The sequence below is a fragment of the Mesorhizobium hunchu genome (assembly GCF_040081975.1).
In the GTDB taxonomy this organism is placed as follows: domain Bacteria; phylum Pseudomonadota; class Alphaproteobacteria; order Rhizobiales; family Rhizobiaceae; genus Mesorhizobium; species Mesorhizobium hunchu.
Genome location: NZ_JBEBMG010000004.1, coordinates 124173 through 150808 on the forward strand (window position 1 = coordinate 124173; position 26636 = coordinate 150808).

At 65.3% G+C, this 26636-nt stretch carries 31 protein-coding genes; 30 read left to right on the plus strand and 1 reads right to left on the minus strand.

Going from position 1 to position 26636, the window contains the following annotated elements; genetic code table 11:
* Positions 1-109 precede the first annotated feature (109 nt).
* The 3 genes from ABMA46_RS09090 to ABMA46_RS09100 are packed head-to-tail and all read left to right on the plus strand — an operon-like array spanning position 110 to position 3022.
* Positions 110-1876, plus strand: a complete 1767-nt coding sequence (locus ABMA46_RS09090) for a sensor histidine kinase (protein WP_425475722.1) — start codon at positions 110-112, stop codon at positions 1874-1876.
* On the plus strand, positions 1851-2621 hold the full coding sequence (locus ABMA46_RS09095; RefSeq protein WP_348999023.1) for a peptidoglycan-binding domain-containing protein: 771 nt from the start codon (positions 1851-1853) through the stop codon (positions 2619-2621). Before ABMA46_RS09090 ends, ABMA46_RS09095 begins: the two co-directional genes overlap by 26 nt.
* Positions 2622-2674: 53 nt before the next feature.
* The gene (locus ABMA46_RS09100; protein WP_348999024.1) at positions 2675-3022 is read left to right on the plus strand and encodes a DUF1491 family protein; all 348 of its coding nucleotides are present in this window, start codon (positions 2675-2677) and stop codon (positions 3020-3022) included.
* On the opposite strand, the gene ABMA46_RS09105 is transcribed toward ABMA46_RS09100, so the two are convergent.
* A complete protein-coding gene (locus ABMA46_RS09105) occupies positions 3009-4016 on the minus strand; it encodes a hypothetical protein (RefSeq protein ID WP_348999025.1) in 1008 nt (335 codons plus the stop codon). The two genes, ABMA46_RS09100 and ABMA46_RS09105, sit on opposite strands and share 14 nt — an antisense overlap.
* A gap of 654 nt (positions 4017-4670) precedes the next feature.
* On the opposite strand from ABMA46_RS09105, the gene ABMA46_RS09110 reads away from it, so the two are divergent.
* The 27 genes from ABMA46_RS09110 to ABMA46_RS09240 all read left to right on the plus strand — a co-directional run bounded on the left by ABMA46_RS09110 (position 4671) and on the right by ABMA46_RS09240 (position 26507).
* Positions 4671-5171, plus strand: a complete 501-nt coding sequence (locus tag ABMA46_RS09110; protein WP_348999026.1) for a hypothetical protein — start codon at positions 4671-4673, stop codon at positions 5169-5171.
* Positions 5098-6384: a DNA-packaging protein gene (locus ABMA46_RS09115; protein WP_425475717.1), complete on the plus strand. Its 1287-nt coding sequence runs from the start codon at positions 5098-5100 to the stop codon at positions 6382-6384. Before ABMA46_RS09110 ends, ABMA46_RS09115 begins: the two co-directional genes overlap by 74 nt.
* Before the next feature lie 8 nt (positions 6385-6392).
* The gene (locus ABMA46_RS09120) at positions 6393-7574 is read left to right on the plus strand and encodes a phage portal protein (protein WP_348999027.1); all 1182 of its coding nucleotides are present in this window, start codon (positions 6393-6395) and stop codon (positions 7572-7574) included.
* 30 nt (positions 7575-7604) lie between these two features.
* Entirely contained in the window at positions 7605-7958 is a 354-nt protein-coding gene (locus tag ABMA46_RS09125) for a DUF6107 family protein (RefSeq protein WP_348999028.1), read from the plus strand.
* The gene (locus ABMA46_RS09130) at positions 7948-8640 is read left to right on the plus strand and encodes an HK97 family phage prohead protease (protein ID WP_348999029.1); all 693 of its coding nucleotides are present in this window, start codon (positions 7948-7950) and stop codon (positions 8638-8640) included. The genes ABMA46_RS09125 and ABMA46_RS09130 overlap by 11 nt, the downstream gene beginning before the upstream one ends.
* On the plus strand, positions 8637-9896 hold the full coding sequence (locus tag ABMA46_RS09135) for a phage major capsid protein (RefSeq protein ID WP_348999030.1): 1260 nt from the start codon (positions 8637-8639) through the stop codon (positions 9894-9896). Before ABMA46_RS09130 ends, ABMA46_RS09135 begins: the two co-directional genes overlap by 4 nt.
* Before the next feature lie 116 nt (positions 9897-10012).
* Positions 10013-10582 carry a head-tail connector protein gene (locus tag ABMA46_RS09140; protein ID WP_348999031.1) on the plus strand — a complete coding sequence of 190 codons (570 nt, stop codon included), beginning with the start codon at positions 10013-10015 and terminating at the stop codon, positions 10580-10582.
* Positions 10582-10917 (plus strand): phage head closure protein, encoded by a 336-nt coding sequence (locus ABMA46_RS09145; protein WP_348999032.1) that lies wholly within the window; start codon positions 10582-10584, stop codon positions 10915-10917. The genes ABMA46_RS09140 and ABMA46_RS09145 overlap by 1 nt, the downstream gene beginning before the upstream one ends.
* A complete protein-coding gene (locus tag ABMA46_RS09150; RefSeq protein WP_348999033.1) occupies positions 10914-11108 on the plus strand; it encodes a hypothetical protein in 195 nt (64 codons plus the stop codon). The genes ABMA46_RS09145 and ABMA46_RS09150 overlap by 4 nt, the downstream gene beginning before the upstream one ends.
* Complete coding sequence (locus ABMA46_RS09155; protein ID WP_348999034.1) at positions 11089-11499, plus strand: DUF3168 domain-containing protein; 411 nt, start codon at positions 11089-11091, stop codon at positions 11497-11499. Before ABMA46_RS09150 ends, ABMA46_RS09155 begins: the two co-directional genes overlap by 20 nt.
* A 47-nt stretch (positions 11500-11546) precedes the next feature.
* Positions 11547-11960 carry a phage major tail protein, TP901-1 family gene (locus tag ABMA46_RS09160; protein WP_348999035.1) on the plus strand — a complete coding sequence of 138 codons (414 nt, stop codon included), beginning with the start codon at positions 11547-11549 and terminating at the stop codon, positions 11958-11960.
* Positions 11957-12301 carry a gene transfer agent family protein gene (locus ABMA46_RS09165; protein ID WP_348999275.1) on the plus strand — a complete coding sequence of 115 codons (345 nt, stop codon included), beginning with the start codon at positions 11957-11959 and terminating at the stop codon, positions 12299-12301. Before ABMA46_RS09160 ends, ABMA46_RS09165 begins: the two co-directional genes overlap by 4 nt.
* 41 nt (positions 12302-12342) lie before the next feature.
* A complete protein-coding gene (locus ABMA46_RS09170) occupies positions 12343-12528 on the plus strand; it encodes a phage tail assembly chaperone (RefSeq protein ID WP_348999036.1) in 186 nt (61 codons plus the stop codon).
* Complete coding sequence (locus tag ABMA46_RS09175) at positions 12521-13096, plus strand: phage tail tape measure protein (protein WP_348999037.1); 576 nt, start codon at positions 12521-12523, stop codon at positions 13094-13096. The genes ABMA46_RS09170 and ABMA46_RS09175 overlap by 8 nt, the downstream gene beginning before the upstream one ends.
* 9 nt (positions 13097-13105) lie before the next feature.
* Positions 13106-13756: a phage distal tail protein, Rcc01695 family gene (locus ABMA46_RS09180; RefSeq protein ID WP_348999038.1), complete on the plus strand. Its 651-nt coding sequence runs from the start codon at positions 13106-13108 to the stop codon at positions 13754-13756.
* Positions 13753-14643, plus strand: coding sequence for a DUF2163 domain-containing protein (locus ABMA46_RS09185; RefSeq protein WP_348999039.1), 891 nt, complete (start codon positions 13753-13755; stop codon positions 14641-14643). The genes ABMA46_RS09180 and ABMA46_RS09185 overlap by 4 nt, the downstream gene beginning before the upstream one ends.
* Before the next feature lie 25 nt (positions 14644-14668).
* Positions 14669-15118 (plus strand): NlpC/P60 family protein, encoded by a 450-nt coding sequence (locus ABMA46_RS09190; RefSeq protein WP_348999040.1) that lies wholly within the window; start codon positions 14669-14671, stop codon positions 15116-15118.
* On the plus strand, positions 15118-19014 hold the full coding sequence (locus tag ABMA46_RS09195) for a baseplate multidomain protein megatron (RefSeq protein ID WP_348999041.1): 3897 nt from the start codon (positions 15118-15120) through the stop codon (positions 19012-19014). Before ABMA46_RS09190 ends, ABMA46_RS09195 begins: the two co-directional genes overlap by 1 nt.
* Before the next feature lie 29 nt (positions 19015-19043).
* Positions 19044-19250 (plus strand): hypothetical protein, encoded by a 207-nt coding sequence (locus tag ABMA46_RS09200; RefSeq protein ID WP_348999042.1) that lies wholly within the window; start codon positions 19044-19046, stop codon positions 19248-19250.
* A gap of 108 nt (positions 19251-19358) precedes the next feature.
* Positions 19359-19664, plus strand: a complete 306-nt coding sequence (locus ABMA46_RS09205; RefSeq protein ID WP_348999043.1) for a hypothetical protein — start codon at positions 19359-19361, stop codon at positions 19662-19664.
* 78 nt (positions 19665-19742) lie between these two features.
* Positions 19743-20408, plus strand: a complete 666-nt coding sequence (locus ABMA46_RS09210) for a response regulator transcription factor (RefSeq protein WP_348999044.1) — start codon at positions 19743-19745, stop codon at positions 20406-20408.
* Positions 20409-20514: 106 nt separating this feature from the next.
* The gene (locus ABMA46_RS09215) at positions 20515-21828 is read left to right on the plus strand and encodes an ATP-binding protein (protein WP_348999276.1); all 1314 of its coding nucleotides are present in this window, start codon (positions 20515-20517) and stop codon (positions 21826-21828) included.
* A 97-nt stretch (positions 21829-21925) separates the two neighbouring features.
* The gene (locus tag ABMA46_RS09220; RefSeq protein ID WP_348999045.1) at positions 21926-22372 is read left to right on the plus strand and encodes a hypothetical protein; all 447 of its coding nucleotides are present in this window, start codon (positions 21926-21928) and stop codon (positions 22370-22372) included.
* 85 nt (positions 22373-22457) lie between these two features.
* Positions 22458-23594, plus strand: coding sequence for a c-type cytochrome biogenesis protein CcmI (gene ccmI / locus ABMA46_RS09225; RefSeq protein ID WP_348999046.1), 1137 nt, complete (start codon positions 22458-22460; stop codon positions 23592-23594).
* Positions 23595-23597: 3 nt separating this feature from the next.
* Positions 23598-24041: a cytochrome c maturation protein CcmE gene (gene ccmE / locus ABMA46_RS09230; RefSeq protein ID WP_348999047.1), complete on the plus strand. Its 444-nt coding sequence runs from the start codon at positions 23598-23600 to the stop codon at positions 24039-24041.
* Positions 24042-24054: 13 nt separating this feature from the next.
* Positions 24055-26043 (plus strand): heme lyase CcmF/NrfE family subunit, encoded by a 1989-nt coding sequence (locus ABMA46_RS09235; protein ID WP_348999048.1) that lies wholly within the window; start codon positions 24055-24057, stop codon positions 26041-26043.
* Positions 26040-26507, plus strand: a complete 468-nt coding sequence (locus ABMA46_RS09240; protein WP_348999049.1) for a cytochrome c-type biogenesis protein — start codon at positions 26040-26042, stop codon at positions 26505-26507. The genes ABMA46_RS09235 and ABMA46_RS09240 overlap by 4 nt, the downstream gene beginning before the upstream one ends.
* Positions 26508-26636 lie beyond the last annotated feature (129 nt).

The window sequence follows — 26636 nt, forward strand, 5'->3', positions numbered from 1 at the left end:
CCGTCGGAGGACGCCTTGTGGCCCCGCCTTATCCTTTCCTTAAAGGCTGGATGCGAGTTTCGTTTCAACGAAAGTGATCTGCGAAGCAGGCGAGTGCGTTGCGTTGAGTTTGGCGGCGACCAGATACGTTGATTTTTGCGATGCGATCGCCGCTGGCTGCGAGCGTTTCGTCCAGCCCGCCGTGGCCGATGCCGGCCGGCGGCGTATTCAGGCGCGCCTCATCGGCGTTCTCCTGGCGTCGCCTTTCCTGATGACCGCAGCCGCGGTGATGCTGGCGACCGCCAACATCGGCGCGGCGGCCACCGTGTTCGTGATCCTTGTTCTGTTTGCCGCAGGCTGGCTCTCGGCGATGCTGGTGGCGGCGACGGGGACGTCCCGGCTGGTCGGTTTGGGGATTTTGACTGTCGCGGCTTGCGGTCTCGCCGGCCTGATCGCCGCTGCCGGCGGTCTCGGCTCGCCTGTTGCTCTCCTCTGTCTTGCCCTTCCGGTGGAGGCCTGGTGGGTTTCAGGGTCGCGCCGCGCTACGATCGCAGCAGGTGCAGCCGCCTTGGCTGCAGCCATCCTGCAGGTTTTCCTGGCACCGCTTCTGCTCTCGGTCGGGGAACCTGCGGCATGGCATTGGCTCATTCCTGCCGCATGGGGCGCGACCGTGCTCGCACGCGCAGGGCGGTTTCACCCCGCCGATGCGGAGCAGGACCAGCGGACCGAGAGCTGTCTGGAGGACGTGATCGACGCCGTCGTTTTTCGCATCGCGCGGGGCGGGGACGTGCTGGACGTCTCGCCAAGCGCCATGCGTTTGCTCGATCTTTCCCCGCAGATATTATCCGGCGCCGGTCTGTTCGATCGAATCCACTTGGCCGACCGCGTCCCTTATCTCAGTGCCATTGCCGACCTGCGCGACGGCGCGGTTTCGCGATGCCTGGAGCTGCGTTTGCGCCTGCCCGGTGCAAACGGCAATTTCCCGACATTTCTCTTCGAGTTGATGCAAGGCGGGCAGGATCAGCCCTTCATCGCTTTGCTGCGCGCAAATGACGAGGTCGCGCAACTGCGGGCAGCACTTGCCGCCGCCAATGAGACGGCCGCCAGCGCCGATGTCGCCAAGAGCCGTTTTCTGGCCGCCGTCAGTCACGAGTTGCGCACGCCTCTCAATGTGATCCTGGGCTTCTCCGACGTTCTTCTGCACGACATGTTCGGGCCGTTCGCCGATCCGCGCCAGAAAGAATACGTCTCGCTCATTCGGCAATCCGGCCAGCATCTGCTGGAGGTGGTGACGTCGATCCTCGACATTTCGCGCATCGAGTCCGGCACCTATGCCGCGCAGCCCGAGCCGTTCCGTTTTGTCGAAGCCGTCGATATGTGCGTTTCGATGATGAAGCTTCCGGCTGCCCAGAAGGGCATCGACTTCACGGCGCAGATCGCGCCGGACGTCGGGGAGATCAACGCCGACAGGCGCGCAGTCCAGCAGATCCTCATCAACCTGGCCTCCAACGCCATCAAGTTCACGCCCGAAGGCGGCAAGGTGGCGATCGGCGCAAGCCGGCTCGGCTCGCGCCTGCATTTCTGGGTCAGCGACAACGGCATCGGCATCGCCGAGGCCGATATGGCCAATCTGGGCAAGCCGTTCACCCAGGTTCATAACGACTACACCCGGCGCTACGAGGGCACCGGATTGGGTCTTTCGCTGGTGAAGGGCCTCGTCTCGCTTCACGATGGCACCATGTCGATCGAAAGCGCGCCGGGCAAAGGGACCACAGTAACCGTCAGCGTGCCGGTCGAGGGACCTAGACAGCAGGCGGATCAGCCTGTCGTGGTGCCCATGCCGAAGTCGAGGAAAGCGAAGGAGGGCGGCGATGGCCAGCTCCGCCAAACGGCCTAAGGCCAAGCCCGCAAAGCGGCGTACCGGCCACCTGCGCAACGGCGCGGTCGCAGTCGGGACGATGATCTCCGACAATCCGGTCCTGGTCGGCGGATCGACCGCGTTCCTGGTCACCTTGTTCTATGTCTCGGCCAATGCGCTCTGGTATCAGCCATACCCGCACAAGGGCGCCTTCTTCGCCACACGCACCATCGAGCACGTCACCGATGCGCCGGCGGACGAGCCGGAAACGACGATCAACATCGAGCGCCCGGAACCGGCGCCGGTTCCACCTGCGCCGATGGTCAGGCCGGATCCGACCGTGCAGAAGGTGCAGGGCGTGCTGAAGGAACTCGGCTTCTATTCCGGCGAAGTGGACGGCATCCCCGGGCCGAATACGCAAAAGGCAATCGACACTTATCGTCATAAGGTCGGCCTTCAGGACGGTGCGATCGACGCGGCCCTGCTCGATCAGCTTGGTGCCGCACCTATTACCGGCGCGGTCGTGCCGGTGCCCGCGCCGCGCGCCCGCACGGCGACCGTGCCGGCCACCGCGCCCCCCGCCATCGGTGACTCCGCCCGTATCGTCAAGATCCAGGCCGGCCTGAAGGCGTTCGGCAACGACGACATCAAGCTCGACGGGGTCATCGGCTCACGCACGCGCTCGGCGATCAAGGAATTCCAGTCGCTGTTCGGTCTTCCCGAGACAGGTGAGCCCGACCAAGCCGTCTACGCCAAGATGCGGCAGGTCGGCTTGACCGATTGACGCCGTCGCTTCAGAAGTCGCGTAATTCCTGAACGTCTGCGTGGATGGCATCGATGCGCGTGACCACGGATCTCTGGGTGTCGGCGCTTGTCCGGCGCGTTTTCGCCGATGGCGGGTTCGCCGCCGTGGTCAGGCGCGGCGCCACCGAGGCCGGCGCGGTGATGGTGCTTTCCCGCAACCGATTGGGCGAAGTCGCCCTGTTCGGGCCGGCGCCGCAGACGATGTACGACACCGCAAAGCCCGACGAGCGCCTGTTCGACCGGCTGGAGCCGGTCACCGATCCGGATGCCCTTGAAAAGAGGATCGAGAAGGAAAGCCGTTTCGATCCCGACATCTGGATCGTGGAGATCGAGGCCGGATCGGTACCCGTCGAGGACCTGATAGCGCTCAGGACGCCTTGAGCACCGAAGGCCTTGGCCGCTCGTCGGTATTGGCCGTGGCCTGCCGCGCTCCGACGATGGCCTGAGCCGCCGCATCGGCTTTCAGAAGTCTCATGCGCTCCAGCGCGGCATCGTGATGCATCAGTCGGTATTTGTCGAGGAAGAGGCGGATTGCCTGCGGATGCGGGAAGTGTTTGGGAAACACCGCGACCGCGATCAGGAACGCCTTGTCCTCGCTGAGATCGAGCGCTCTCAGTGCCGTCAACAGCATTGACGGGTCCGATGCAGAGACGAGCGAACGGGCGGTCGTGAAATCGAGATCGAGCGCGTCGGCCAGTGCGGTCTGGAAGAAGGCGGCGTTTCCGGTCAGCGCCGTCTCGCGCAGCTTGGCGTAGGCGCTGGATCTGTCAGCCGGATTGCTGTCGTCCCTGATCCCGGCGCTCCGCAGCCTTTCACCAAGCATCATGCCACGCAGCCTGGCGCGAACGGCCTCGGCGGCCATGCCCGCAACCCGCTCCTGCCTGACCATAGCCATTGGCCGATCCGCCTTCTCCTGTTCGGCGGTCGGGCCCGGCGCGCGGCCGTTCTGCCTGACCAGAGTGGGTCGTTCCAGTGCGCGGACGAGGCTTGCAATGGTCGGATTGAGGTTCCTTCGCCTGGAGATCGCGCGGGCATGCGGAAGGCCGTGGCGGCCGATCAGCGCAATGAGATCGATATCGGTCAGCGCTCGCGAGCGGACGAGAAGAGGGGCGGCGACGTCGACGCTTGCCTCGCAAAGACGGCGCACCAGCGCCTCGGGCGCGTATTCGCATTCCGAGAGAGCAGCGGCCGCAAAACGCAGGCCCTCGGCGGAGACGCTGTCGAACAGCGGCAACGTGAGGTCTTCGAGCTGGCCGATTTCGCGCCGCGACGGGCGCGTCAGGGAACAGAAGGCGGAAATCGAGGCCCGGAAAAGCCGCTCGTTCTTGCCGCTTTCGGCTCGTGCTGTGATCTGGAGGAAATCTGACGACGACACGAAAAACGCTCTACGCAGTTGCAACTCGGACGGCCGGCGGTTCGAACGTCGCCCCGCGCCTGCCGGAACAAGGATCAATTTAGCGACGATCCGTTAGCGCTCCGTTAACCCTCTGAGGGCCTTAATCGTCCCTGGAGGCGTTGCGTTGTGCTCCGGGTCAACCGAGAGGGAATACGCGAACCATGGCCACGATCCTGTCTTTCACGCCGCGAACCAGCCCGGCTGGGCGTCCACCGCCAGCCGTCGGGGCGGCAGCTTCCGTCATCATTTTTCCCGGCATTCGCTACGAGCACGCCGACGATGCGGAGAGAAGGCGCGATGCGCCGACGCCTCTGCCCCCGACCAGCCCTGTCGGATCGAAGCACTGATAGTTATCGGGCTACTGTTGCTCGCGGGTGGCTGTGTGCCCCATGCGTGCCTGTGCGAAGAACGGATAGCCGTCCGCACTTAGGCCCTTCCGGACGGGCGTCCGGTGATCCGATGCAGCGGGAAATCGCTACGGTCGATTAATTTCGGCAGATAGGAAAAAATACCTTGACACCGTAACGGTGGTTTGGTAGTGTCTCGCTATCGTCGGAAAAGTGCGGGTTGGGCGGGCGGAGCCGCCCCAGACTTGGTTTCCGGCATCTTTATCTTCAACAATCCGGGATCATCATGGCTTTCGCTGTTTCGCCTGCGAAGGCGTGTGCCTTGCGCGCGCTCGCGGAAGGTGCGCGCGTGACATTGCCGCTTTTGGCCGATGCCTCGAGCTGTGCGCTGGCGACGGTGCAGACGCTGTCCGAGCGGGATGGTTGGACTTGGGCCGGAACGGAATCCGGCGATGTCGCCGCCCGTCTGCGTGCCATTGCCGCCGACCTTCTGACCAGGATGGAGGCGCTCGGCCGCAAGGCGTTCGAAGAGGGAACGAAGATCGATCGCACCGAGATCGACGGCATCGTCGCGATCATTCGCGGCCTGGACAAGATCGGCGAAATCATGCGGCCGGACGAAGCCGCCAAAGAGAACCAGATCAGGCAGGATGAAGACTTGGCCGCCATACTCGAGCGCATCGATCGACGCATTGTTGAGTTGGCCAAGGCGTTTGCAGCGCAACTGGTCGCTGAGGAACGTGGGCTGGACGGGAGCGAGACTGGCGCGGCACGCCTGGTTTCTTGAAGCGCGTCTCGCGCAATATCCGCTGCTGGATCTGCAGCCGCCGACATGGCTGGTGATCGGCGGGCGCGGCGCGGGCAAGACGCGGCTCGGCGCGGAATGGGTGAACGCGCTGGTGCGAGGCCTGCCGCCCTTCGCGCCGAAACAGAAGCATCGAAGGCTCGCCCTGATCGGCGAGACGCTGGCAGACGTGCGAGACGTGATGGTTGACGGGCCGTCCGGCATCATCGGCGTTTCGCAGCCCTGGCGGCCGCGGTACGAGCCCAGCCGCCGCAGGCTGGTATGGGAAAACGGGGCGGTGGCGACGATCTTCTCCTCGGAGGATCCCGAAAGCCTGCGCGGTCACCAGTTCGAGGCCGCATGGTGCGACGAGGCCGGCAAATGGCGCAATGCCGACGCCTGCTTCGACATGCTGCAATTCGGCCTGAGGCTCGGCGACCGTCCGCGCCAGCTCGTCACGACGACGCCACGCCCGACGAAATTGATAAAGGGCCTTCTCGCTGATCCGGCGGTGCTGGTGACGCGGATGCGGACGGCCGAAAACGCCGACAACCTGGCGACGGGGTTTCTCGAAGCGGTCGCTTCCCGCTATGCCGGCACCGTGCTCGGGCGGCAGGAACTGGATGGCGAACTGATCGAGGACCGCGAAGACGCGCTGTGGACGCGGCGCACGATCGAGGAGGCGCTGATCGAAGCGCCGCCGCAACTGCGCCGCATCGTCGTGGCGGTCGATCCGCCGGCCAGTTCGCGCCGAACCTCGGACGCATGCGGCATCGTCGCCGCCGGGCTGGATATGGATGGCCGGGTCGTCGTGCTGGCCGATGCCACGCTGAAATCCGCGAAACCGCAGGACTGGGCGGCACGCGCCGTTGCGCTGTACCACACTCTGGCCGCCGACTGCCTGCTGGTCGAGGTCAACCAAGGCGGCGAGATGGCGAGCGCCGTCATCCGGACCGTGGACGCCGCCGTGCCGGTGAAACCGGCGCGGGCGCGACGCGGCAAATGGGCGCGCGCCGAACCGGTGGCGGCGTTGTACAGCCAGCGCAGGGTGTTCCATGCGGGACGCTTCCCCGCGCTGGAAGACGAGATGTGCGATTTCGGCGCCGACGGGCTGTCCGGCGGCCGCTCGCCCGATCGGGTCGACGCCCTGGTCTGGGCTGTGACCGAGCTGATGCCGGATCGCATCGGCGCCCCGCGAATCCGCGACTTTCGATAGGAAACGACATGGCTTGGACCTGGCCCTGGCTTCGCGCCTCGGGGAACGGCGGCGCGCGCGCCGAATTGAAGACAGCGACGCCTTCCGGCTTCATCGCGCTGCATGCGCAGGGCGAGGCGCGCTGGACCCGGCGCGACTACGCCACGCTCGCTCGCGAGGGGTTCATGCGCAACCCGATCGTCCACCGGTCGGTGCGATTGATCGCCGGCGCGGCGTCGGCCGTGCCGTGGCTCCTCTACGAAGGCGCGGACGAGATCGTCGAACATCCCCTGCTCGATCTGGTCGAGCGACCCAACCCGCGCCAGGCCGGCGCGACGTTCCTCGAAACGCTGTACGGCCATTTGCTGCTGTCGGGAAACGCCTATCTCGAACTTGTCGAGGCCAATGAGGGGACGCGTGAGCTGCACCTTCTGAGGCCGGACCGCGTGACCGTCGTGGCCGATCAGGCCGGTTGGCCCGTGGCGCTCGATCATCGGGAGTCGGCGGGACGGCGGCGAGTGACGCTTTCGGACGGAGAAGGCGGCGGCGCGCTTCACTTGACGCTGTTTCACCCGCTGGACGACCATTACGGCTTTCCGCCGCTGGAAGCCGCGCTCATGTCGCTCGACACGCACAACGCTGCCGGGCGCTGGAACAAGGCGCTGCTCGACAATTCGGCCCGTCCCTCCGGGGCGCTCGTCTATGCGCCGAAGGAGGGCGGACACCTGCCGGAGGACCAGTACGAACGGTTGAAATCGGAGCTGGAGGACGGCTACTCAGGCGCGACGCGGGCCGGCCGGCCGCTGCTGCTCGAAGGCGGGCTCGACTGGAAGGCGATGGCGCTGTCGCCGAAGGACATGGATTTCGTCGAGGCGAAACATTCGGCGAGCCGCGACATCGCGCTGGCCTTCGGCGTGCCGCCCATGCTGCTCGGCATTCCCGGCGACAACACCTATGCCAATTACCAGGAGGCGAACCGCGCCTTCTACAGGCTGACGGTGCTGCCGCTGGTGGCGAGGATCGCCCGTGAAATGTCGGCCTGGCTGGGGCCTGCGTTCGGTGAGGGGCTGCGGCTCTGGTACGACGCCGACCAGATCGAGGGGCTTTCGGCCGAACGCGACGCGCTGTGGGCCCGCGTCGGCGCGGCGGAGTTCTTGACCGACGACGAGAAGCGCGAGGCGGTGGGGTATCGGCCCAACGATGCGGCGTAGTACGCGCCGCCCGATCTGAAAGAACAAAAAATGTCCGATCTTTCCAACGCCACCCTTTTGTGGATGGCGAAGGCCGTTGGCGCGGTCGCCGGCTCGGCGGTCTCGCTGGCCTACATCCTGCCGCATGGCCGCCGCGAGGCGGCGTGCCGGTTCGCCGTCGGCGTCGTCTGCGGCCTGGTTTTCGGTGGCACCGCCGGCCTGAAGATCGCCGCCGAACTCGACGTCGAGAGCGCCATCGGCCCGACCGAGCTCATGCTCATGGGATCGGCCGCCGCCAGCCTGTGCGCCTGGTGGGCGCTGGGCTTCGTCATGCGCGCCTTCGAGCAGAACCGCTTCGTGCGGATGTTCAGGAACAGAAGCGAGGAGAATGCCGATGACCGTTGAAGCGCCGGCGCGCAGGGCGGAGCGGAAATTCGTCGATCTAGCGCTGGAGCGGGTGGAGGCCGACGGCACTTTCTCCGGCTATGCCAGCCTGTTCGGCGCCGTCGATCTCGGCAAGGACGTTGTCGAACGCGGGGCTTTCGCGAAGGCGTTGCGGGAAAGGAGTGCCGGCGGCATCCGCATGCTGTTCCAGCACGATCCGGCTGCGCCCATCGGCGTCTGGACGGAAATCCGCGAGGACCATCGCGGCCTTTTCGTGCGTGGCAGGCTGGCGACGGATGTCGCCAGGGCGCGCGAAGTTCATGCGCTGATGCGCGCCGGCGCGCTGGACGGGCTTTCCATCGGCTTCCGCACGGTGAAGGCGCGCCGGGACGCTTCGAGCGGCATCCGCCGCATCATCGAGGCCGATCTCTGGGAGATCTCGGTCGTCACCTTCCCGATGCTGCCCGGCGCGCGAATCGAGACCGTCAAGGGCCGCCGCGCGAAGCGCCTGCCCAGCGTCAGGGAATTCGAATCGTGGCTCACGCGGGATGCGGGGCTTTCCAGGAGCGACGCCCGGGCGGTCATCGCCAAGGGTTTCGCTTCGCTCGTGCGCAGGCGGGACGCCGCGGCGGGATCGCAGAGCCTGACGGAGACGATCCGGCAGGCGACCAGCCTCATAAATCCGAAAGGGAACTGTCAATGAATGCACATGCGCAAGCCGCGCCGCTCGAGACCAAGAGCGCGGACGATCTCGACCTGAAGGACGCCTTCGGCGAGTTCATGGCCACGTTCGAGGCCTTCAAGGACTCCAACGACGAGAAACTGACGCAACTGGAAAGCCGCCTCGGCGCCGACGTCGTCACCGCGGAAAAGGTGGAGCGCATCAGCCGGTCGCTCGACCAGCAGAAGCGGGCGCTGGACAATCTGGCGCTGAAGCGCGTCCGCCCGGCACTGGGCGGCGCCGGCCGCGCGATGCCCAGTGAGCACAAGGCGGCCTTCGACGCCTACATGCGCTCCGGCGACGACCGCGCGCTGAGAACCCTCGACACCAAGGCAATGTCGATCAATCTCGGCGGTTCGGGCCAGGACGGCGGCTATCTGGTGCCGGACGAGACGGAGGCCGAGATCGGCAAGCGGCTTGCGGCTCTGTCGCCGATCCGCTCGATCGCCTCGGTGCGCCAGGTTTCGTCTTCCGTCCTGAAGAAGCCGTTTTCCATCACCGGACCGGCGGTCGGCTGGGTCGCCGAGACGGCGGCGCGGCCGCAGACCAACACGGCGACGCTGGCGGAACTGCAGTTCCCCACCATGGAGCTCTACGCCATGCCGGCGGCCACAGCATCGCTGCTCGACGACGCGGTGGTCGATCTCGACCAGTGGATCTCCGGTGAGGTGGAGGCCGCCTTCGCCGAGCAGGAGGGCGCGGCCTTCGTCTCGGGGGACGGCACCAGCAAGCCGAAAGGCTTCCTGAGCGAAGCGCAGGTCGCCGAGAGCGCCTGGGCCTGGGGCAAGATCGGCTACACGCTGACCGGCGTCGCCGGCGACTGGCCGGCCAGCGATGCCTCGGACGTGCTGATCGACACCATCTATGCGCTCAAGGCCGGCTATCGCCAGAACGCCAGCTGGGTGATGAACCGAAAGACTCAAGCCGCCATCCGCAAGATGAAGGATGGCGACGGCAACTATCTGTGGCAGCCGCCGGCGAGCCCCGGAAGCCGCGCCATGCTGATGGGCTTCCCGCTGGTCGAGGCGGAGGACATGCCCGACATCGACGAGGATGAGACGCCGATCGCCTTCGGCGATTTCTCGCGCGGTTATCTCGTGGTCGATCGCGCCGGCGTGCGCGTGCTGCGCGATCCCTACTCCGCCAAGCCTTATGTGCTGTTCTACATCACCAAGCGCGTCGGCGGTGGCGTGCAGGACTTCGACGCCATCAAGCTGCTGAAGTTCGGCACGGCGTAACAGGACGCGCTCCGTTCTCCTCGTTCACGGGGAAACGGAGTTGCTCGCGGCCCCGGCGTTCCTCCCCGTCGGGGCCGTTTCTTTTCTCCCGACAAGGTGCCTGACAAGGTGATTGCATGACGCTGTTCAGAACCGTCGAACCGGCTGTCGAGCCGGTGACGCTTTCCGAGGTCAAAGCGCATCTGCGCATCGACGGCACGAGCGAGGACGACCTGCTTACCGGCCTGGTCCGCGCCGCCCGTCAGGACGTGGAGCGCAGCACCGGCCTGGCGTTGATCGATCAAAGCTGGCGGCTCGTCCTCGACCGCTGGCCGGCAAGCGGAACGGTCCCGCTCAGGATTCATCCGGTTCGCGAGGTGCTTTCGGTCACGCTCTACGGCAGCGAGGGCGAGGCTTCGCTCCTTGCGCCGGAGAGTTATCAGGTCGATACGCTTTCCCGGCCTGCCCGTGTCCACGCCGAGACCACGCCGCCCGCCTTGCGCGCCATGAACGGCGTCGAGATCGATTTTTCGGCAGGCTTCGGCGAATCGGGAACGGACGTGCCGGATCTCCTGAGGCGCGCGATCCTGCTTCTGGTTGCGCACTGGTATGAATTCCGTGCGGGCTTCGGGCCTGACGACCAGCCCGTCTCCTATCCGGCCGGCTATGAGCGCATGATCGTCGGCTACCGCGCGGGCAGGTTGTGATGGCGGCGCTCTTCATCGACCCCGGGGCGCTGCGTACCGAGCTTTCGTTGCAATCGGTTACGACGACCGGCGACGGCTTCGGAGGATTCAGCGAGGAATGGAACGAGCTCGCGACCGTGTTCGGCCATATCGAGCCGCTTGCGGCCGATAGCCGCTTCGGCGCCGGCCAGACGTTGGAAACCGTGACTCATCGCATCACGCTGCGCCACCGGCCGGACGTGACGAGCGGCATGCGGTTCTCGCGACAGAACCGCGTTTTCGAGATCGTCACCGTGCACGATCCTGACGAGACGGGACGCTTTCTCGTCTGCCGGGTCCGGGAGACGGGCGCATGAAGCTGTCGATGGCCATAACGCTCGACGGGTTGGTCCGGGCGCTGCGTTGGAAGGAGCACGATCTCGCCGAAAGGGCCGCGCGGACTCTCGCGGTTCCGGGCATTCGCGCCGACGCGGACCAGCACGCTTTGAGGAGCGGGGCGCCCGCATCACAGGCAAGGATGACGGATGATGACAGCAGCTACCGCTGACCTGCAAAAGGCGATCTTCGCCGCGCTTCTGGCCGATTCCGGCCTTGTCGCGGTGCTCGGCGGCGGCAAGGTGTTCGATCATGCGCCCGCCAGCGCCGCCTTTCCCTATGTCACCCTCGGGCGCGCCAGCGTCTACGACTGGAGCACGGCGACCGAGCCGGGGACCGAGCAGCTGCTGACCCTGCATGTCTGGTCGAAGGCCAGAGGCAAGAAGGAGGCGCTCGACATCATGGAGCGCGTTCGCTTGGCGCTTGATGGCGCGCCCCTCGACCTCGACGGGCACCAGTTGATCGATCTGCGGCTGGTCTATTCCGAGGCTCGCTACGACGACGACATCGATGTCTACCATGGCCAGTTGCGCTTTCGCGCCGTGACCGAAGACGCCGTCTGAAGACGGGCGCGCCAGAATCCATTTTCCAACATCAACAGGAGACCAGGATGGTCGCTCAAAAGGGCAGGGACCTTCTCTTGAAGATCGATTCCGACGGCGCCGGCACGTTCGTGACCGTCGCGGGCTTGCGGACCAAGCGTATCGCCTTCAACAGCGAGACGGTCGATATCACCGACGCGGATTCCGCCGGCCGCTGGCGCGAGCTGCTTGCCGGAAGCGGCATCCAGCGCGCCGCGATCAGCGGCGCCGGAATCTTCAAGGATGCGCAATCGGACGCGCTGATCCGCGCCAAATTCTTCGCCGGCGACATCGCTGCCTGGCAGATGACGGTGCCGGATTTCGGCGTGCTATCGGGCGATTTCCAGATCACCTCGCTCGAATACACAGGCGCGCATGACGGCGAGATCACCTTCGAGATGGCTCTCGAATCCGCCGGCGCCGTCGATTTCGCGGCAAGCTGATGGCGGCGAACAGGCGGCGCGGCGAGATCGCCGCGGAACTCGACGGGCGCGTCAGGACACTTTGCCTGACGCTCGGCGCGCTTGCCGAACTGGAAGCGGCGTATGCCGCCGACGATCTCGGGGCGCTGGTGGGACGCTTTTCCGGCGGCAAGCTGTCGGCGCTGGATCTGGTGCGCATCATCGGCGCCGGCCTGCGAGGCGCGGGAGAGACGGTCACGGACGACGATGTCGGCGCCATGCGGGCGGAAGGCGGGGTGGCCGGCTTTGCCGCCATCGTCGCCGAACTGCTGACGGTCACATTCGGGGCGACGGCCCAGAACGGTTCCACGTCAAACCCTTGACTGCCGCAGCAGGTCCCGCCCCGTTCCCCTGGGACGACGCCATGCGCGTCGCCTTCGGCCTGCTGCGGCTTGCGCCCCAGGTGTTCTGGGCGATGACGCCCGTCGAGTTCGAACGCGCCGTCAGCGCCTTGAACGGTCCGCGCGTGTCGGCGCCCGGACGCAGCGATCTCACCGCGCTCATGCGCGCCCATCCCGACTCGATCAATAAGGAGGCCGCCATTGGCTGAGGACGTCACCGTCGCCATCGACGCCGACGTGGCGCCGTTTCAGGCGGCGCTTGAAAATCTCGGAAAACTCTCCGAGCGCTTCGGCACCCAGCTTACCGGCGCGTTGAAGGGAGCCGCGGTGAGCGGCAGGGACCTGGACGACGTGCTGCGCCGCATCGGCCTCAATCTGGCGGGCATGGCGCTGGACCAGGGATTGAAGCCGCTGCAATCCCTGACCGGTTCGCTGCTGGGCAATCTCTTTTCCGGGCTGACCGGACTGACCGCCTTCGCCAAGGGTGGCGTACCGAGGCGCATCGTGCCTTTCGCCGATGGCGGTGTCGTGTCCGCACCCAGTTACTTCCCGCTCGGCGGCCAGATCGGCCTGATGGGCGAGGCGGGGTCCGAGGCGATCCTGCCTTTGCGTCGTGGCTCCGATGGAAGTCTTGGTGTCGCGACGAACGGGCAATCGTCTCCCGTGAATGTCGTCTTTAACGTCACGGCGCAGGACGCTGCTTCGTTCCGCAAATCCGAGGCGCAGATCACCGGCATGCTGGCGCGGGCGGTGTCGCGCGGCACGCGGGGGCTTTGAGGGGGTCCGATGTCCGAGCTTTCGTCCTTCCACGATGTCCTGTTCCCGTTGGCCGTCTCCTTCGGCGCGACCGGCGGGCCTGAGCGCCGCAACGAGATCGTGTCGCTGACATCGGGAAGGGAAAAGCGCAATGCGCGCCAATCCCAGTCGCGGCATTACTACGATGCCGGAACCGGCCTGCGCTCGCTCGACGACCTGCACGAGGTTCTGGCCTTTTTCGAAGCACGACGCGGCTCTCTCCACGCCTTCCGGTTCCGCGATCCTTTCGACATGAAATCGTGCCGGCCGCAGGACGAACCGGCGCCGCAGGATCAGGTCCTCGGTATCGGCGATGGAACGACCAGCCGATTTGCTCTGGTGAAGGTCTATGGGGACGGGGAGGAGGCCCACAGGCGGTTCATCGCCAGGCCGGTAGACGGCAGCCTGCGCGTCGCGATCAATGGCGAGGAAAAATCTCCGCCGGGAGACTATGCCTTCGATGTCGCCACCGGGGAGATCGTGTTCGACGCGGGCTCCATTCCCGCCGACGGCGCAACCGTCACGGCAGGTTATGAATTCGACGTGCCCGTGCGCTTCGACACCGAGCGCCTGTCGGTCAGCCTGAAGGCCTTCAAGGCGGGTCAGATTCCTTCCATCCCGCTGGTCGAGGTGTTGCTTTGATCCATTATCCCGATGCGCTGGCGGCTCATCTCGACGGCGACGTCACGACGCTGTGTCATTGCTGGCGCGTGGCGCGCAAGGACGGGGAGGTCGCGGGCTTTACGGACCATGACCGCGCCCTGGTCCTGGACGGCCTGAGCTACGAACCGGAAACCGGGTTCGCCGCCAGCGAAGCGCGCGACACGCTTGGTCTGTCGGTCGATACGGTCGATGTGGAAGGCGCGCTGTCGTCCGACCGGATTTCCGATGCCGATATCTCGACAGGGCTCTATGACGGAGCGAAGGTCGAGACGCTCCTGGTCAACTGGCGCTCGCCTGAGCAATTCGCCCTGATCCGGAGCGCGACCATCGGCAAGATCACTCGGCGCGACGACGCATTCGTCGCCGAACTGGAAAGCCGGACCCGCGCGCTCGACCAGCCGAACGGCCGGTACGTGACGCGCCTTTGTGACGCGGAACTGGGCGATGGGCGCTGCACGGTCCTGCTGGACCAGTCTGCCTTTTCCGGCGCGGGCGCCGTCACGACGGTCGGGCCGCCGGATACGGTGACCGTCGCCGGGCTCGATGCCTTCGCGTCGGGGTGGTTTTCCAACGGCATTCTCACATGGAGTGCCGGGACGCGCGCCGGCCGGGCCGATCGCATCGCCGATCATCGCGTCGAGCGTGGCGCCGTGGTCCTGAGGATCATGTCCCCGCTCGGCCCGGCGATCACGCCTGCGGACACGTTCACCATCGTGGCCGGCTGCGACAAGAGCTTTGCGACCTGCAAGGCGAAATTCGACAACGGCCTGAATTTCAGGGGATTTCCGCACCTCCCGGGCAACGATGCCGCTTATGGCTACGTTACGGATGGCGGGAATTTCGACGGAGGGCCGATTGTTTCCTGATCCGCCGCGCGACACATGCAGCGGCTTGACCGATCAACGCGTCGTCACGGAGACGCTTGATTGGATCGGTACGCCCTATCGCCATCAGGGCGCGCGCAGGGGCGTCGGTTGTGACTGCCTCGGTCTGGTGCGTGGCGTCTGGCGCGGCCTTTACGGTTTCGAACTGCCGGAGTCGGGGCCGTATGCTCCCGACTGGGCAGAATCCTCCGGCGCCGACCGCCTGTTGGCGGAACTGCGCTTCCACTTTCATGAGATACCGGAGCCGGCAGCCGGCTGCGTGCTTCTGTTTCGCTGGCGGGCAAACCTGCCGGCCAAGCATCTCGGCATTCTGGTGGACGGCGGCTGCTTCGTCCACGCCTACGAGGGCGCCGGCGCCGTCGTGCGCTCGAGACTGGTTCCACAATGGCGCCGGCGCATCGCCTCCGCCTTCGCCTTTCCAACCACCGCAACGATTTCGATCGACCGGAGTATCTGATGGCGACAATCCTGCTTCAGGCTGCCGGCGCTTATCTTGGCGGGTTGCTCGGGCCGGTTGGAAGCGTGATCGGAACGGCAGCGGGTGCCCTTGTCGGCTATGCGGTCGATCGGGCGCTGCTCAACGGCTCGAGCCGCGTCGAAGGCCCGCGGCTGTCCGGCGCCAGGCCGTTCACGGCCGAGGAGGGAACCGCGCTGCCGAGACTCTACGGCACCGCACGGCTGGGCGGCATTCTCATCTGGGCGACCCGTTTCGAGGAGAGCCGTTCGACACGGCGGCAAGGCAAGCTCGGCCCGAAGGTCACCGAATATTCCTACTATGCGAACGTCGCTTTGGCGCTGTGCGAGGGCGAGATCGCCGGCATTCGGCGGATCTGGGCCGACGGCCGCGAGGTCGATCGTGAAAGCGTCGAGCTGCGCATCTATCGCGGCGCAGGCGACCAACTGCCGGATCCTTTGATCGAGGCCAGGCAGGGAGAAGGAAACGCTCCGGCCTACCGCGACGTCGCCTATGTCGTGCTCGATCGTTTCGCCATCGGCGACTACGGCAATCGAATTCCGCAATTGCAATTCGAAGTTAGCCGTCCCGTCGGCGAGTTCTACAAGTCCGTCAGGGCGGTAGCGTTGCTGCCGGGGGCGATCGAATATGGGCTTTCGCCGCTCCCGGTCACGCGCAAGCTCCGGCCCGGCGAACAGCAGTCGGTCAATCGCAACGTCCTGTTCGCCGGCACCGATATCGCCGCATCGCTCGATGAATTGCAGGCGATCTGCCCCAACCTCGAAAACATTGCGCTGGTGGTCACCTGGTTCGGCGACGACCTCAGGGCGGGCCAATGCAGGATTGAGCCCGCCGTCACGAGTGCGAACGGAGGCGGGCTCTCCGCGGCGTGGCTTGTGTCGGGACTTTCGCGCGAGGAAGCGCGGAACGTCTCCACGTTCGACGGGCTTCCCGCCTATGGCGGCACCCCGTCGGACCGGAGCGTCCTCGATGCCATTGCCGAGATCAAGTCGCGCGGGCTCGGCGTCACGCTCTACCCTTTCATGATGATGGATATAGCCGACGGCAATGCGCTGCCGGATCCCGAAGGCGGAACGGGACAGCCGGCCTATCCCTGGCGCGGCCGCATCACCTGCGATCCGGCACCGCTTCGAGAAAGCAGCGCCGATCGCAGCGCCTTGGCACGCACACAAGTCGAGAGTTTTTGCGGAACGGCGATACCGGAGCAGTTCTCGGCGGCCGGTGAAACGGTGCTGTTTTCAGGCGGTCCGGACGATTGGGGCTATCGCCGCTTTATCCTTCACTACGCTGAACTTGCGGCTGCGGCCGGCGGCGTGGATGCCTTCCTGATCGGCAGCGAACTGCGCGGCCTGACCACGCTGCGCGATGCGTCCGACGCCTTCCCCTTCGTGGAGGCGCTTTGCGCCCTGGCGGCGGACGTCCGGTCGGTGCTCGGTGCGGGTTCTCGCATTTCCTATGGCGCGGATTGGAGCGAATATTTCGGCCATCACCCGGCCGACGGAAGCGGCGACGTCTTTTTCCATCTCGATGCATTGTGGGCGCATCCCGCGATCGACGCGGTCGGCATCGACAACTACATGCCGCTTTCCGACTGGCGCGACGCTGACTATGCGGGCGGCAATCCGGACGGTTTTGCGGGACCTTATGATCCGAACGGCTTGGGGGCCGGCGTCGCCGGTGGCGAGGGCTTCGACTGGTATTATCCGGACGACGGAGCGCGTGTCGCGCGCGACCGCAGCGCCATCACTGATGGATTTTATGGCAAACCCTGGGTCTATCGCTACAAGGACATCGCGTCCTGGTGGTCGAACCCGCATTTCGACAGGATCGCGGGCGTGGAAAGCGATACGCCCACCGCTTGGACGCCGCAGGGAAAACCCATCTGGTTTACCGAGCTTGGATGCCCGGCGGTGGACAAGGGTCCCAACCAGCCGAACGTCTTTCCCGATCCGAAGTCCATAGAGGGCAGCCAGCCCTATTTTTCGAACGGCGGTCGTTCGGATTTGGCGCAGCGGCGGTTCCTGGAAGCGCATTTCGCCCATTGGGATGCAGCGGTCCTCGGCTTCGACGAGGCAGCCAATCCGGTATCCACAGTCTATGGCGGGCGCATGGTGGATGCCTCGCGCCTCTATCTCTGGGCCTGGGACGCGCGGCCTTATCCGGCGTTTCCGCTGCGCAACGACCTCTGGGCGGACGGCCTGAACTGGTCGCGGGGCCATTGGCTAAACGGTCGCCTAGCCAATCCGGACCTTGCGTCTCTCATCAGCGCCATCCTGGCAGATCATGGCCAGCCGCCCGCCGATGTGTCCGGCCTCGAAGGGACGGTAGAAGGCTTCGTCCTCGACGATCCGACATCTGCCCGCGAGGCGCTGGAATCGCTGATCGATCTTTTCGACGTCGTGGTCTGCGAAGCGCCTGACGGCCTTGTTTTCCGGCAGTCTGGCGGCAACGCGGCCGGCCCGCTTCAATTGGATGAACTTGCCTGGTCCGGCGACGACCCCTTGATTGAAACGGTTCGTGATCCGGACGACGATCTGCCTGCGGAAGCCTTGTTGAATTTCCGCGACGCGTTTGCCGAGTACCAGACCGTATCGGCTCGCGGCCGGTGGCCGGATGCGTCGGGGAGCCGCCAGCGCACCCTGTCTTTTCCGGGTTCCCTCGATGCCGGTCAGGCAAGGGCTTTGCTGCAGGATTGGCTGAAGCGCTCATGGTCGCGACGCGAGACGACGACCTTCTCTGTCGCCGGACAGCGGGCCGATGTCGTTCCCGGCGCCACCATACGATTACCGGGCGACGACGGCTCTTCCGAACTCCTCGTCACCGGCGTGGACGAAGGCATTTTCCGCAAGGTCACGGCACGCCGGATCATACGGCGCGCGCCCGCCACCTGGCTTGCGTCGGTGCCGTCCGGAAAGGTGGAAACATCGCCGGCGGCCGGACCTCCCCACGCCCTGTTCATGGATCTGCCGGCCGCCGTCGGATCGGGTGACGCGAATGACCAGTTCAGGGTAGCGGCGTGGCGCAAGCCGTGGCGCAGCCAGGCTCTTTTCGCATCACCCGAGGACACCGGCTTCACGGCGCGCACCACGATTACGGCGCCTGCGGCGCTTGGCCGCCTCGTCGAAGCATTGCCGCCGGGATTCGCCGGCCGGCTGGACCGTTCGACCGCTGTCGTCGTCGAACTCTTCGATACGGCCGTTTCCAGCATCGCCGATCTTCAGCTTCTCAACGGGGGCAACGCGGCGGCGGTTCGATCTTCTGCCGGACCATGGGAAATCCTGCAATTCCGTGATGCCGAGGAAATATCCGCTGGTGTCTGGCAACTCTCGGATCTCTTGCGTGGCCAACTCGGCACCAGCGATGCGGCTGTGGCCGGTGCGCCGGTTGACGCCGATTTCGTCATGCTGGACGACGCCGTCGTTCCGGCCGGCCTTCAGCCGGGCGAGGCGGGGCTTGAACTCAACTGGCGCGTCGGCCCGGCTGGCTCGGATATATCCGATGCCAATTTCGTAACTGCGACGCAGATCGGCGGCGTGCGCGCGCTGCTGCCGTACGCCCCCGTGCATCTGCGCGGACAGTGGGACGGCGCCGATCTTGCAATTTCCTGGATACGGTGCGGCCGCCTCGACGCCGACCGGTGGGAGGCGAGCGAAATTCCGCTCGGCGAGGAAAGCGAATCCTACGAGGTGACGATCGCCGTCGCAGGCGGCTCGCCGGTTCGCGTGGTGACCACCGCCGCGCCGTCGTGGCTTTACGCAGCGGCCGCGATTGCTGCCGATTTTCCAGCCCTGCCCGCAGAAATCGATGTGACGGTCCGCCAACTCAGCACAGCGGTGGGATGGGGCCTTCCCGCGTGCCGGCGCATTGCGCTGGTGTGAATCCGAGTGCAGCCTGAAAGGAGCAAATGATGACGACAACCAAACCCTGGTATCTTTCCCGCACGATCTGGGCCTCGGTGGTGACTGTTCTGATCGGCGCCGTCGGCCTTACCGGTCTGCCGGTCGACACGATAGACGGGTCGTCCCTGACGGATACGGTGGTGCAGGCGGTCACCGCATTTTCCGGCCTCGTGGCCATTTTCGGCCGGTTGTGGGCCAGCAAGAAGATCGGTTAAGGTTGCCGGGGCTGGCGGGGGCGTCGCCCGCTCGCGTTCTGCAATAAGGAGAGAGGGGACTCCACGTGTTCATTTCATGTTCAGCAGCGAAGCTTTAGAACGCCGGTCATGAAACGGCGTTTCTCTCGATTTCGCACCTTTATCGCGCTGGCGTTGACGGCCAGCGCGACATTCGGCGCGCCGTCCGCGATGGCGATTCCCGTTGTGGTTCCCGGAATGGACAATACCGTCGTTCCGGTCGCTGCCGATTGCTATGCCGCTGGCCAACAGGTGGCCGCTCAGAAGGGCGGCACGCTCGCCAAGGCGTCGCAATCCACCCGCGGCGGCCAAGCCGTCTGTGTAATCGTCGTGCTGGTGCCGGGGAAGGACGGTCAGCGGCCGCGCCGCGCCGAGGTCGTGGTTCCTCAGAAGTGATGATGGACAGGTCCGTTTCCAGCAGCGCCGGAATCGGCCTATATCTGAACCGCTTTCGACCTATCGTAAGAGGAGAGGATGCGCGTACTCGTCGTTGAGGATGACAATGACCTGAACCGCCAGATCGGTGACGCGCTGGTGGATGCCGGTTACGTCGTCGATCGCGCTTTCGATGGCGAAGAAGGCCATTTCCTCGGTGATACCGAACCGTACGACGCCGTGGTTCTGGACGTCGGCCTGCCCCAGATGGACGGCATCAGCGTGCTTGAGCGCTGGCGGCGAGACGGCCGGAAAATGCCGGTACTGGTCCTGACGGCGCGCGACCGCTGGAGCGACAAGGTCTCCGGCATCGATGCCGGCGCGGACGACTATGTCACCAAGCCCTTCCATATCGAGGAAGTCCTGGCGCGGGTCAGGGCGCTCATCCGCCGCGCCGCCGGGCACGCGTCCTCGGAACTCACATGCGGCCCTCTGCGCCTCGACACAAGGGTTTCCAAGGCCGATATCGACGGCGTGCCGCTCAGGCTGACCTCCCACGAATTCCGCCTGCTTGCCTATCTCATGCACCATATGGGCGAGGTCGTTTCCCGCTCCGAACTCGTCGAGCATCTCTACGATCAGGATTTCGACCGGGATTCCAACACGATCGAGGTCTTCGTGGGACGGCTGCGCAAGAAGATGGGCGTCGACATGATCGAAACCGTGCGCGGCATGGGCTATCGCATGCGTGAACCGGAGACCTAAGGCGAAACCGCTCCCCGGCACATCTTCGCGAGTGCAATCCTCCCGACCCGGCGGTTGGGTTCGCTCATTGACGTTTCGCGTCGTGGCCCTGTCGTCGATCTGGGCCATGGTCACGCTCGTCATCATCTTCACGCTGATAACGACGCTTTATCGCCAAACCAGCGAACGCGGTTTCGACAGTCTGCTTTCAGCCCATCTCTTCAATCTCATCGGCTCCGTCGGCATTTCCGAAGAAGGCATCCTGTCCGGCTCGCCGGACCTTGGAGACCTTCGCTTCTCGCAACCCGATTCCGGCTGGTACTGGTCGGTGGAGCCTGCGTCGGAGGGCGTCAGCGGCGTGTTGCGCTCTTCCTCGATGACGCGGTCGATCCCGTCCCCGAGCGTTTCCGAGGTCCCGTTCAATCCGGCGTTCCAGCGCAGCTACATGACCGAAGGCCTCGATGGCGAGGAACTGAGGGTCTTCGAAAGCGAATTCGTGCTGGACACCAAGAACCGTGCGGCGCGCTTCCGGGTCATGGGAAACTATACGGAACTGCAGCAGGAGGTCACGACCTTCCAGCGCCGCCTGCTCACCTACCTTTCCCTGTTCGGCGTAGGCATGATCGCCATTAACGCCGCTGCCATCCTGTTCGGGCTGCAGCCCTTGCGGCGAGTGCGCAATGCGCTGGCCCAGGTCAGGGAGGGCACAGCTCAACGCCTTTCCGGCAGCTTTCCCACTGAAATCGAGCCGCTCGCCAACGAAACCAATGCGCTGATCGAGAACAACCGGCGCATCGTCGAGCGCTCGCGGACACAGGTCGGCAATCTGGCCCATTCGTTGAAGACTCCGCTCGCGGTCCTGCTGAACGAAGGCCGCGCGCTGGGCGGCGCGAAAGGGCAACTGATCGCCGATCAGGCTTCTTCGATGCAGCAACAGGTCGAGCACTATCTGCAGCGGGCGCGGGTGGCCGCGCAGCGCGACAGCGTCGTGTATCGCACGCCGGTCGGCCCATTGGTCGAACGAATGGTCCGGGTGGTCCAGAAGCTGAATCCGCGAGTGAAGCTGTCGTCGTCGCTGCCTGCGGATGCTATCCTGTTCGCGGGCGAGCGGGAGGATCTCGAGGAAATACTGGGCAACCTCCTGGAAAACGCGATGAAATGGGCAAAAAGTGCCGCGACGATATCGGTCGTTCCGCTGGTCGATCAGGGGGAGGGCGCTCGATTCGAGATCGCGATAGAAGATGACGGTCCTGGAATTCCCGCCGAGAAGGCACGCGAGGCCATGCAGAGGGGGCGCCGTCTGGACGAAACCAAGCCGGGCACCGGACTCGGCCTCGCTATCGTAGCCGATCTCGTGAAGGAATATGGCGGCTCTTTTGCGTTGGAACGCTCGGCTATGGGAGGGCTGCGGGCATTGATCTGTTTAAGGAGCGCCGCGTGAATGGAAGCCGGCGGCAAAGCGGCCAAATTTCGGCCAAATATCAACACTATCGCCGAGCCTGATTGTGACGGGCGGTGACTTGAATCCGGTATCGGGCATGAAAATTCTTACGATTCTCGCCGCCGCTTCCATGGCCGCTCTGGCGGGCTGCGGCACGACCTCGCAACCTACGAGCCGGAGCGGTGGCGGCCTGCTGGGATTGGCCGGCGGCGGCACGCCTGGCGGCGGCACGGCGGCCTCCAGGATTTCGGCCATGAACGGCGGTCTTGTCGGCGGCACGATCGGCGCCGGGCTCAATGCCGGCGAGAAACGCAGCGCGCTTGAAGCCGAATACAAGGCCCTCGAATATACCGCCAGCGGCCAGAAGGTTGCGTGGCAGGGCATTTCCGGGCATTCGGGCGAGGTTGTCGCCGCTCAACCTTACCGGGTCGGTTCGCAGGATTGCCGGCAATACACGCAGACCGTCGTGATCGGCGGTGCCTCCACCACGGCGCGCGGGACTGCCTGCCGCAATTCCGACGGAAGCTGGACGCCGTTGACGTAGGCCCGGCCGGAAGGTCGGAATTCTGCCAAAGCGTCGCAGCATCCTGTGGTTGGCAGGCCGACCGTGCCCGGCTATTGGATGTGCCATGCTTTTTTGGGTCGTCGCCATCGGTCTCACGCTGTGCGCCAGCCTCGCCGTGCTTTGGCCGCTGAGCGGGCCGTCCCGGCCTGCCGAGCCGGGCGCCGATCACGATCTCGAAGTCTATCGCGACCAGCTTGCGGAAGTTGACAAGGATGTCGCGCGCGGCGTTGTCCCTGCGGAGGAAGCCGAGCAGGCTCGGGCCGAAATCGGCCGCCGGATCCTGAGGTTGGCGGTCGGCGGCGCACACGCCGGAGACTCCGCCTCACCGACACGGCAAGGCCGGCTCGTGACGATGACGGCCGTCCTTGCAGTGCCTCTGGTCGCCTGGGGTATGTACAGCGCGCTGGGCTCGCCTGATCTGCCGCCGCAACCGCTGGCGGAGCGTCTTGCCAAGAATCCAGCGGACAGTTCCATCGACGAACTGGTGGCGCGCGCGGAAGCGCACCTTGCCGCCAATCCTGACGACGGGCGTGGCTGGGATGTTCTTGCACCCATTTATGTCCGGATGCACCGCTACGCCGATGCCGTGACAGCCTACCGCAATGCCATTCGCCTGTCGGGCGCGACGGCGGCCCGGCAATCGGGACTGGGCGAAGCCCTGGCCTATGCGGCCTCGGGCATCGTGACCGCGGACGCCCAGGCCGCATTCGAGGCGGCGCGGGCGCTCGATCCCGCCGATTCCAAGGCCGGTTTCTATCTCGGCATCGCAATGGCCCAGGAAGGTCGCAAGGACGAGGCGCGATCGTCCTGGCAGGCCATGCTGGACAAATTGCCGGCGGATTCGCCCTGGCGCGGTGCCGCGACGGAGGCGCTGGCCGAACTCGACACGGCGCCGGCCACGGCTGCGCCGCAGGCGAACGGCCCGACAGGCGACGATGTGGCCGCCGCCTCCTCGATGACGTCCGAGGACCGGGCTGCCATGATCGAGACGATGGTGGCGGGGTTGGATGACAGGCTTCGCCGCAACCCGCAGGATGCGGACGGTTGGATGAAGCTGATGCGCTCCTATGTCGTGCTGGGAAAGACCGGACAGGCGCGGGATGCGTTGCAACGCGGCCTAGCCGCATTCGCGCCGGAAAGCGATCAGGCAAAGCAATTGACCGCCTTCGCGGCGTCGCTCGGCCTGTCGGCGACGGAGTAGATAATGACGCGGAAGCAGAAACGGCTATCCGTTATCCTGGGCGGCCTCGCTTTTCTCGGCGCGGCGATGGGGCTGACGCTCTACGCGCTCGGCCAGAAAGCGTCCTATTTCTACATGCCCGCCGATCTGGCGGCGGCGAACCTCGAACCGGGCCAGCGCATCCGCCTTGGCGGCTTGGTGGAGGACGGCACCGTCGAACGCGGCAAGGGCGCGACGGTGAAATTCGCGGTCACCGACCATCAGAAATCCGTGGAGGTGACCTATACGGGCGTTCTGCCTGATCTTTTCCGCGAAGGACAGGGCGTGATCACCGAGGGCAGTTTCGGCTCCGACGGCGTTTTCGACGCCGACAGCGTCCTTGCCAAGCACGACGAGCGCTATATGCCCAAGGAAGTGGCCGATGGCCTCAAGGCCAAGGGCGTGTGGGTCGAGAGCAAGAGCGACTAGAGGGACCTCTGTCATGGTCGAAATAGGTCATTTCGCACTCGTTCTCGCCTTCGCGCTGGCGCTCGTGCAGACCGTGCTGCCGCTGCTGGGCGCAAGGACGGGCGACAACCGCATGATGGCGGTCGGCGGCCCCGTCGCCGTGACGGGATTTGCCATGACGGCGCTGTCCTTCGTCGCCCTGGTCTCGGCCTATGTGACTTCCGACTTCTCGGTCATCAGCGTTTGGGAAAACTCACATTCGCTGCAGCCGCTTCTCTACAAGATCACCGGAACCTGGGGCAATCACGAGGGCTCCATGCTCCTGTGGGTTTTGATCCTGACCTTTTTCGGTGCCCTGGTCGCCTGCTTCGGCGCAAATCTTCCCGCCACGTTGAAAGCCAACGTTTTGGCCGTGCAGGGCTTGATCGGCGCGGTTTTCTTCCTCTTCATCCTGACGACCTCGAATCCCTTCACGCGCCTCGTGCCTGCTCCCATCGAGGGGAGGGAGTTGAATCCCGTGCTGCAGGATTTCGGTCTGGCCGTTCACCCGCCGTTTCTCTATCTCGGCTATGTCGGCTTTTCGGTCTGCTTCTCCTTCGCGGTCGCGGCCCTCATCGACGGCCGCATCGACGCCGCCTGGGCGCGTTGGGTGAGGCCGTGGACCCTGGTCGCCTGGATATTCCTGACCGGCGGCATCGCCTTGGGTTCCTACTGGGCCTATTACGAACTCGGCTGGGGCGGCTTCTGGTTCTGGGACCCGGTGGAAAACGCCTCCTTCATGCCGTGGCTTGCCGGCACCGCGCTTCTCCATTCCGCCATTGTCATGGAAAAGCGCTCGGCGCTGAAGATCTGGACGCTGCTTCTGGCGATCCTGACCTTTTCGCTGTCGCTGCTCGGCACGTTCCTGGTGCGCTCCGGCGTGCTGACGTCCGTGCACGCCTTTGCCAGTGATCCCACCCGCGGCGTCTTCATCCTGTGCATCCTGATCTTCTTCATAGGCGGTTCGCTGGCGTTGTTCGCGCTGCGGGCATCCGCGCTGACGGCGGGCGGACTGTTCCAGCCGATCTCGCGCGAAGGCGCTCTGGTGCTCAACAACCTCTTCCTCACGACAGCGACGGCGACCGTCCTGGTCGGCACTCTCTATCCTCTGGCTCTCGAAGCCTTGTCCGCCGGCAAGATTTCCGTCGGTGCGCCGTTCTTCAACCTGACCTTCGTGCCGTTGATGGTGCCGCTGCTCCTGCTGGTGCCTTTCGGGCCGCTGCTGGCGTGGAAGCGGGGAGACGCCTATGCCGCCGCACAACGGCTGATGGCGGCGTTTGCCGCGGCATTGCTCGTCATGCTGGTTTCCTATGTCCTCATCGATGGCGCGTCGGTCTTCTCGGCGCTCGGCATCGGCCTCGCCGTCTGGCTGATCTGCGGCGCGCTTACCGACATTGCGATGAAGTCGGGCGTCGGCTCGGTTTCGCTGCCGGTGATGGCGCGACGCTTCGCGGGCTTGCCACGCTCCGTCTTCGGGACTGCGCTGGCGCATCTCGGCCTCGGGCTGACGGTGCTGGGCATGGTCGCGACGCTGAGCTTCGGCGTCGAGAAGATTCTCACCATGCAGCCCGGAGAGACGGTGGACGTGGCCGGCTACAGCCTGCGTTTCGACGGGCTCGTCCCGGCGCAGGGGCCGAATTATACCGAGAGCCGCGGCCGCTTCGAACTCCTTTATGCAAATGGTGACGTGAAGACCGACATAAGCTCTGCCAAGCGTTTCTTCCCGGTCCGTCAGACCGCGACCACGGAAGCGGGCATCCGCACCATCGGCTTCAGCCAGTTCTACATCTCGCTCGGCGACGAGACCGGCGACGGCGGGTCGGTCGTGCGCATATGGTGGAAGCCGCTCGTCACATTGATCTGGGGCGGAGCTCTGGTGATGATGATCGGCGGCCTGTTCTCCCTGGCGGATCGCCGCTTGCGCATCGGCATGCCGGCGCGCCGCAGGAAGCCGGCTTCGGTATCCGCCGCCGGTGCGTCATGACGTCCATCAGACGCCTTCTGTTCTTCATTGCCCTTCTGCCGGTGCTGCTGGCCGCGCCGGCCCATGCGGTGAAGCCGGACGAGATGCTGGCGGATCCCGCCCTGGAGGCGCGCGCCCGCGCGATTTCCGAGGGTTTGCGCTGCATGGTCTGCCAGAACCAGTCCATCGACGAATCCGACGCCGATCTCGCCCGCGACCTGCGCATCCTCGTGCGGGACCGGCTGAAGGCCGGCGACAGCGACCGGCAGGTTGTCGACTACATCGTGTCCCGTTACGGCGAGTTCGTGCTGCTGAAGCCGCGTTTCGATCTGCGCAACGCGCTTTTGTGGGCGACGCCGGCGCTTCTGCTCGTCATCGGCGGCATCGTCCTTGTCTGCTCGGTCCGCTCGCGGCGCAAGATCGATAGCCAGCCTTTGACGGAGGCTGAGGAAACCGAGCTGAACGCGCTTCTGCGGCCCGACTGAGCTCGACCGGGCAGGCCGGTTTTCAACATTACGAAAGTTTCACGAACCGGAAATGGCCTCGTAATGTGGGCCGCTCTACCTCTTTGACCAGAGGATGCCGATCAGGCATCCCGGCCCAAAGAGGATACC

What these genes read in the sequence shown, in the direction of transcription:
- ABMA46_RS09150 (WP_348999033.1), top strand. Translation starts at nt 10,914, where the DNA reads ATGAAGCTGTCGATGGCCATAACGCTCGACGGGTTGGTCCGGGCGCTG.
- ABMA46_RS09110 (WP_348999026.1), top strand. Translation starts at nt 4,671, where the DNA reads ATGGCTTTCGCTGTTTCGCCTGCGAAGGCGTGTGCCTTGCGCGCGCTC.
- ABMA46_RS09095 (WP_348999023.1), top strand. Translation starts at nt 1,851, where the DNA reads ATGGCCAGCTCCGCCAAACGGCCTAAGGCCAAGCCCGCAAAGCGGCGT.
- ABMA46_RS09180 (WP_348999038.1), top strand. Translation starts at nt 13,106, where the DNA reads ATGTCCGAGCTTTCGTCCTTCCACGATGTCCTGTTCCCGTTGGCCGTC.
- ABMA46_RS09160 (WP_348999035.1), top strand. Translation starts at nt 11,547, where the DNA reads ATGGTCGCTCAAAAGGGCAGGGACCTTCTCTTGAAGATCGATTCCGAC.
- ABMA46_RS09235 (WP_348999048.1), top strand. Translation starts at nt 24,055, where the DNA reads ATGGTCGAAATAGGTCATTTCGCACTCGTTCTCGCCTTCGCGCTGGCG.
- ABMA46_RS09120 (WP_348999027.1), top strand. Translation starts at nt 6,393, where the DNA reads ATGGCTTGGACCTGGCCCTGGCTTCGCGCCTCGGGGAACGGCGGCGCG.
- ABMA46_RS09205 (WP_348999043.1), top strand. Translation starts at nt 19,359, where the DNA reads ATGAAACGGCGTTTCTCTCGATTTCGCACCTTTATCGCGCTGGCGTTG.
- ABMA46_RS09240 (WP_348999049.1), top strand. Translation starts at nt 26,040, where the DNA reads ATGACGTCCATCAGACGCCTTCTGTTCTTCATTGCCCTTCTGCCGGTG.
- ABMA46_RS09140 (WP_348999031.1), top strand. Translation starts at nt 10,013, where the DNA reads ATGACGCTGTTCAGAACCGTCGAACCGGCTGTCGAGCCGGTGACGCTT.
- ABMA46_RS09155 (WP_348999034.1), top strand. Translation starts at nt 11,089, where the DNA reads ATGACAGCAGCTACCGCTGACCTGCAAAAGGCGATCTTCGCCGCGCTT.
- ABMA46_RS09220 (WP_348999045.1), top strand. Translation starts at nt 21,926, where the DNA reads ATGAAAATTCTTACGATTCTCGCCGCCGCTTCCATGGCCGCTCTGGCG.
- ABMA46_RS09195 (WP_348999041.1), top strand. Translation starts at nt 15,118, where the DNA reads ATGGCGACAATCCTGCTTCAGGCTGCCGGCGCTTATCTTGGCGGGTTG.
- ABMA46_RS09125 (WP_348999028.1), top strand. Translation starts at nt 7,605, where the DNA reads ATGTCCGATCTTTCCAACGCCACCCTTTTGTGGATGGCGAAGGCCGTT.
- ABMA46_RS09130 (WP_348999029.1), top strand. Translation starts at nt 7,948, where the DNA reads ATGACCGTTGAAGCGCCGGCGCGCAGGGCGGAGCGGAAATTCGTCGAT.
- ABMA46_RS09210 (WP_348999044.1), top strand. Translation starts at nt 19,743, where the DNA reads ATGCGCGTACTCGTCGTTGAGGATGACAATGACCTGAACCGCCAGATC.
- ABMA46_RS09170 (WP_348999036.1), top strand. Translation starts at nt 12,343, where the DNA reads ATGCGCGTCGCCTTCGGCCTGCTGCGGCTTGCGCCCCAGGTGTTCTGG.
- ABMA46_RS09135 (WP_348999030.1), top strand. Translation starts at nt 8,637, where the DNA reads ATGAATGCACATGCGCAAGCCGCGCCGCTCGAGACCAAGAGCGCGGAC.
- ABMA46_RS09200 (WP_348999042.1), top strand. Translation starts at nt 19,044, where the DNA reads ATGACGACAACCAAACCCTGGTATCTTTCCCGCACGATCTGGGCCTCG.
- ABMA46_RS09145 (WP_348999032.1), top strand. Translation starts at nt 10,582, where the DNA reads ATGGCGGCGCTCTTCATCGACCCCGGGGCGCTGCGTACCGAGCTTTCG.
- ccmI (WP_348999046.1), top strand. Translation starts at nt 22,458, where the DNA reads ATGCTTTTTTGGGTCGTCGCCATCGGTCTCACGCTGTGCGCCAGCCTC.
- ABMA46_RS09215 (WP_348999276.1), top strand. Translation starts at nt 20,515, where the DNA reads ATGGTCACGCTCGTCATCATCTTCACGCTGATAACGACGCTTTATCGC.
- ccmE (WP_348999047.1), top strand. Translation starts at nt 23,598, where the DNA reads ATGACGCGGAAGCAGAAACGGCTATCCGTTATCCTGGGCGGCCTCGCT.
- ABMA46_RS09100 (WP_348999024.1), top strand. Translation starts at nt 2,675, where the DNA reads ATGCGCGTGACCACGGATCTCTGGGTGTCGGCGCTTGTCCGGCGCGTT.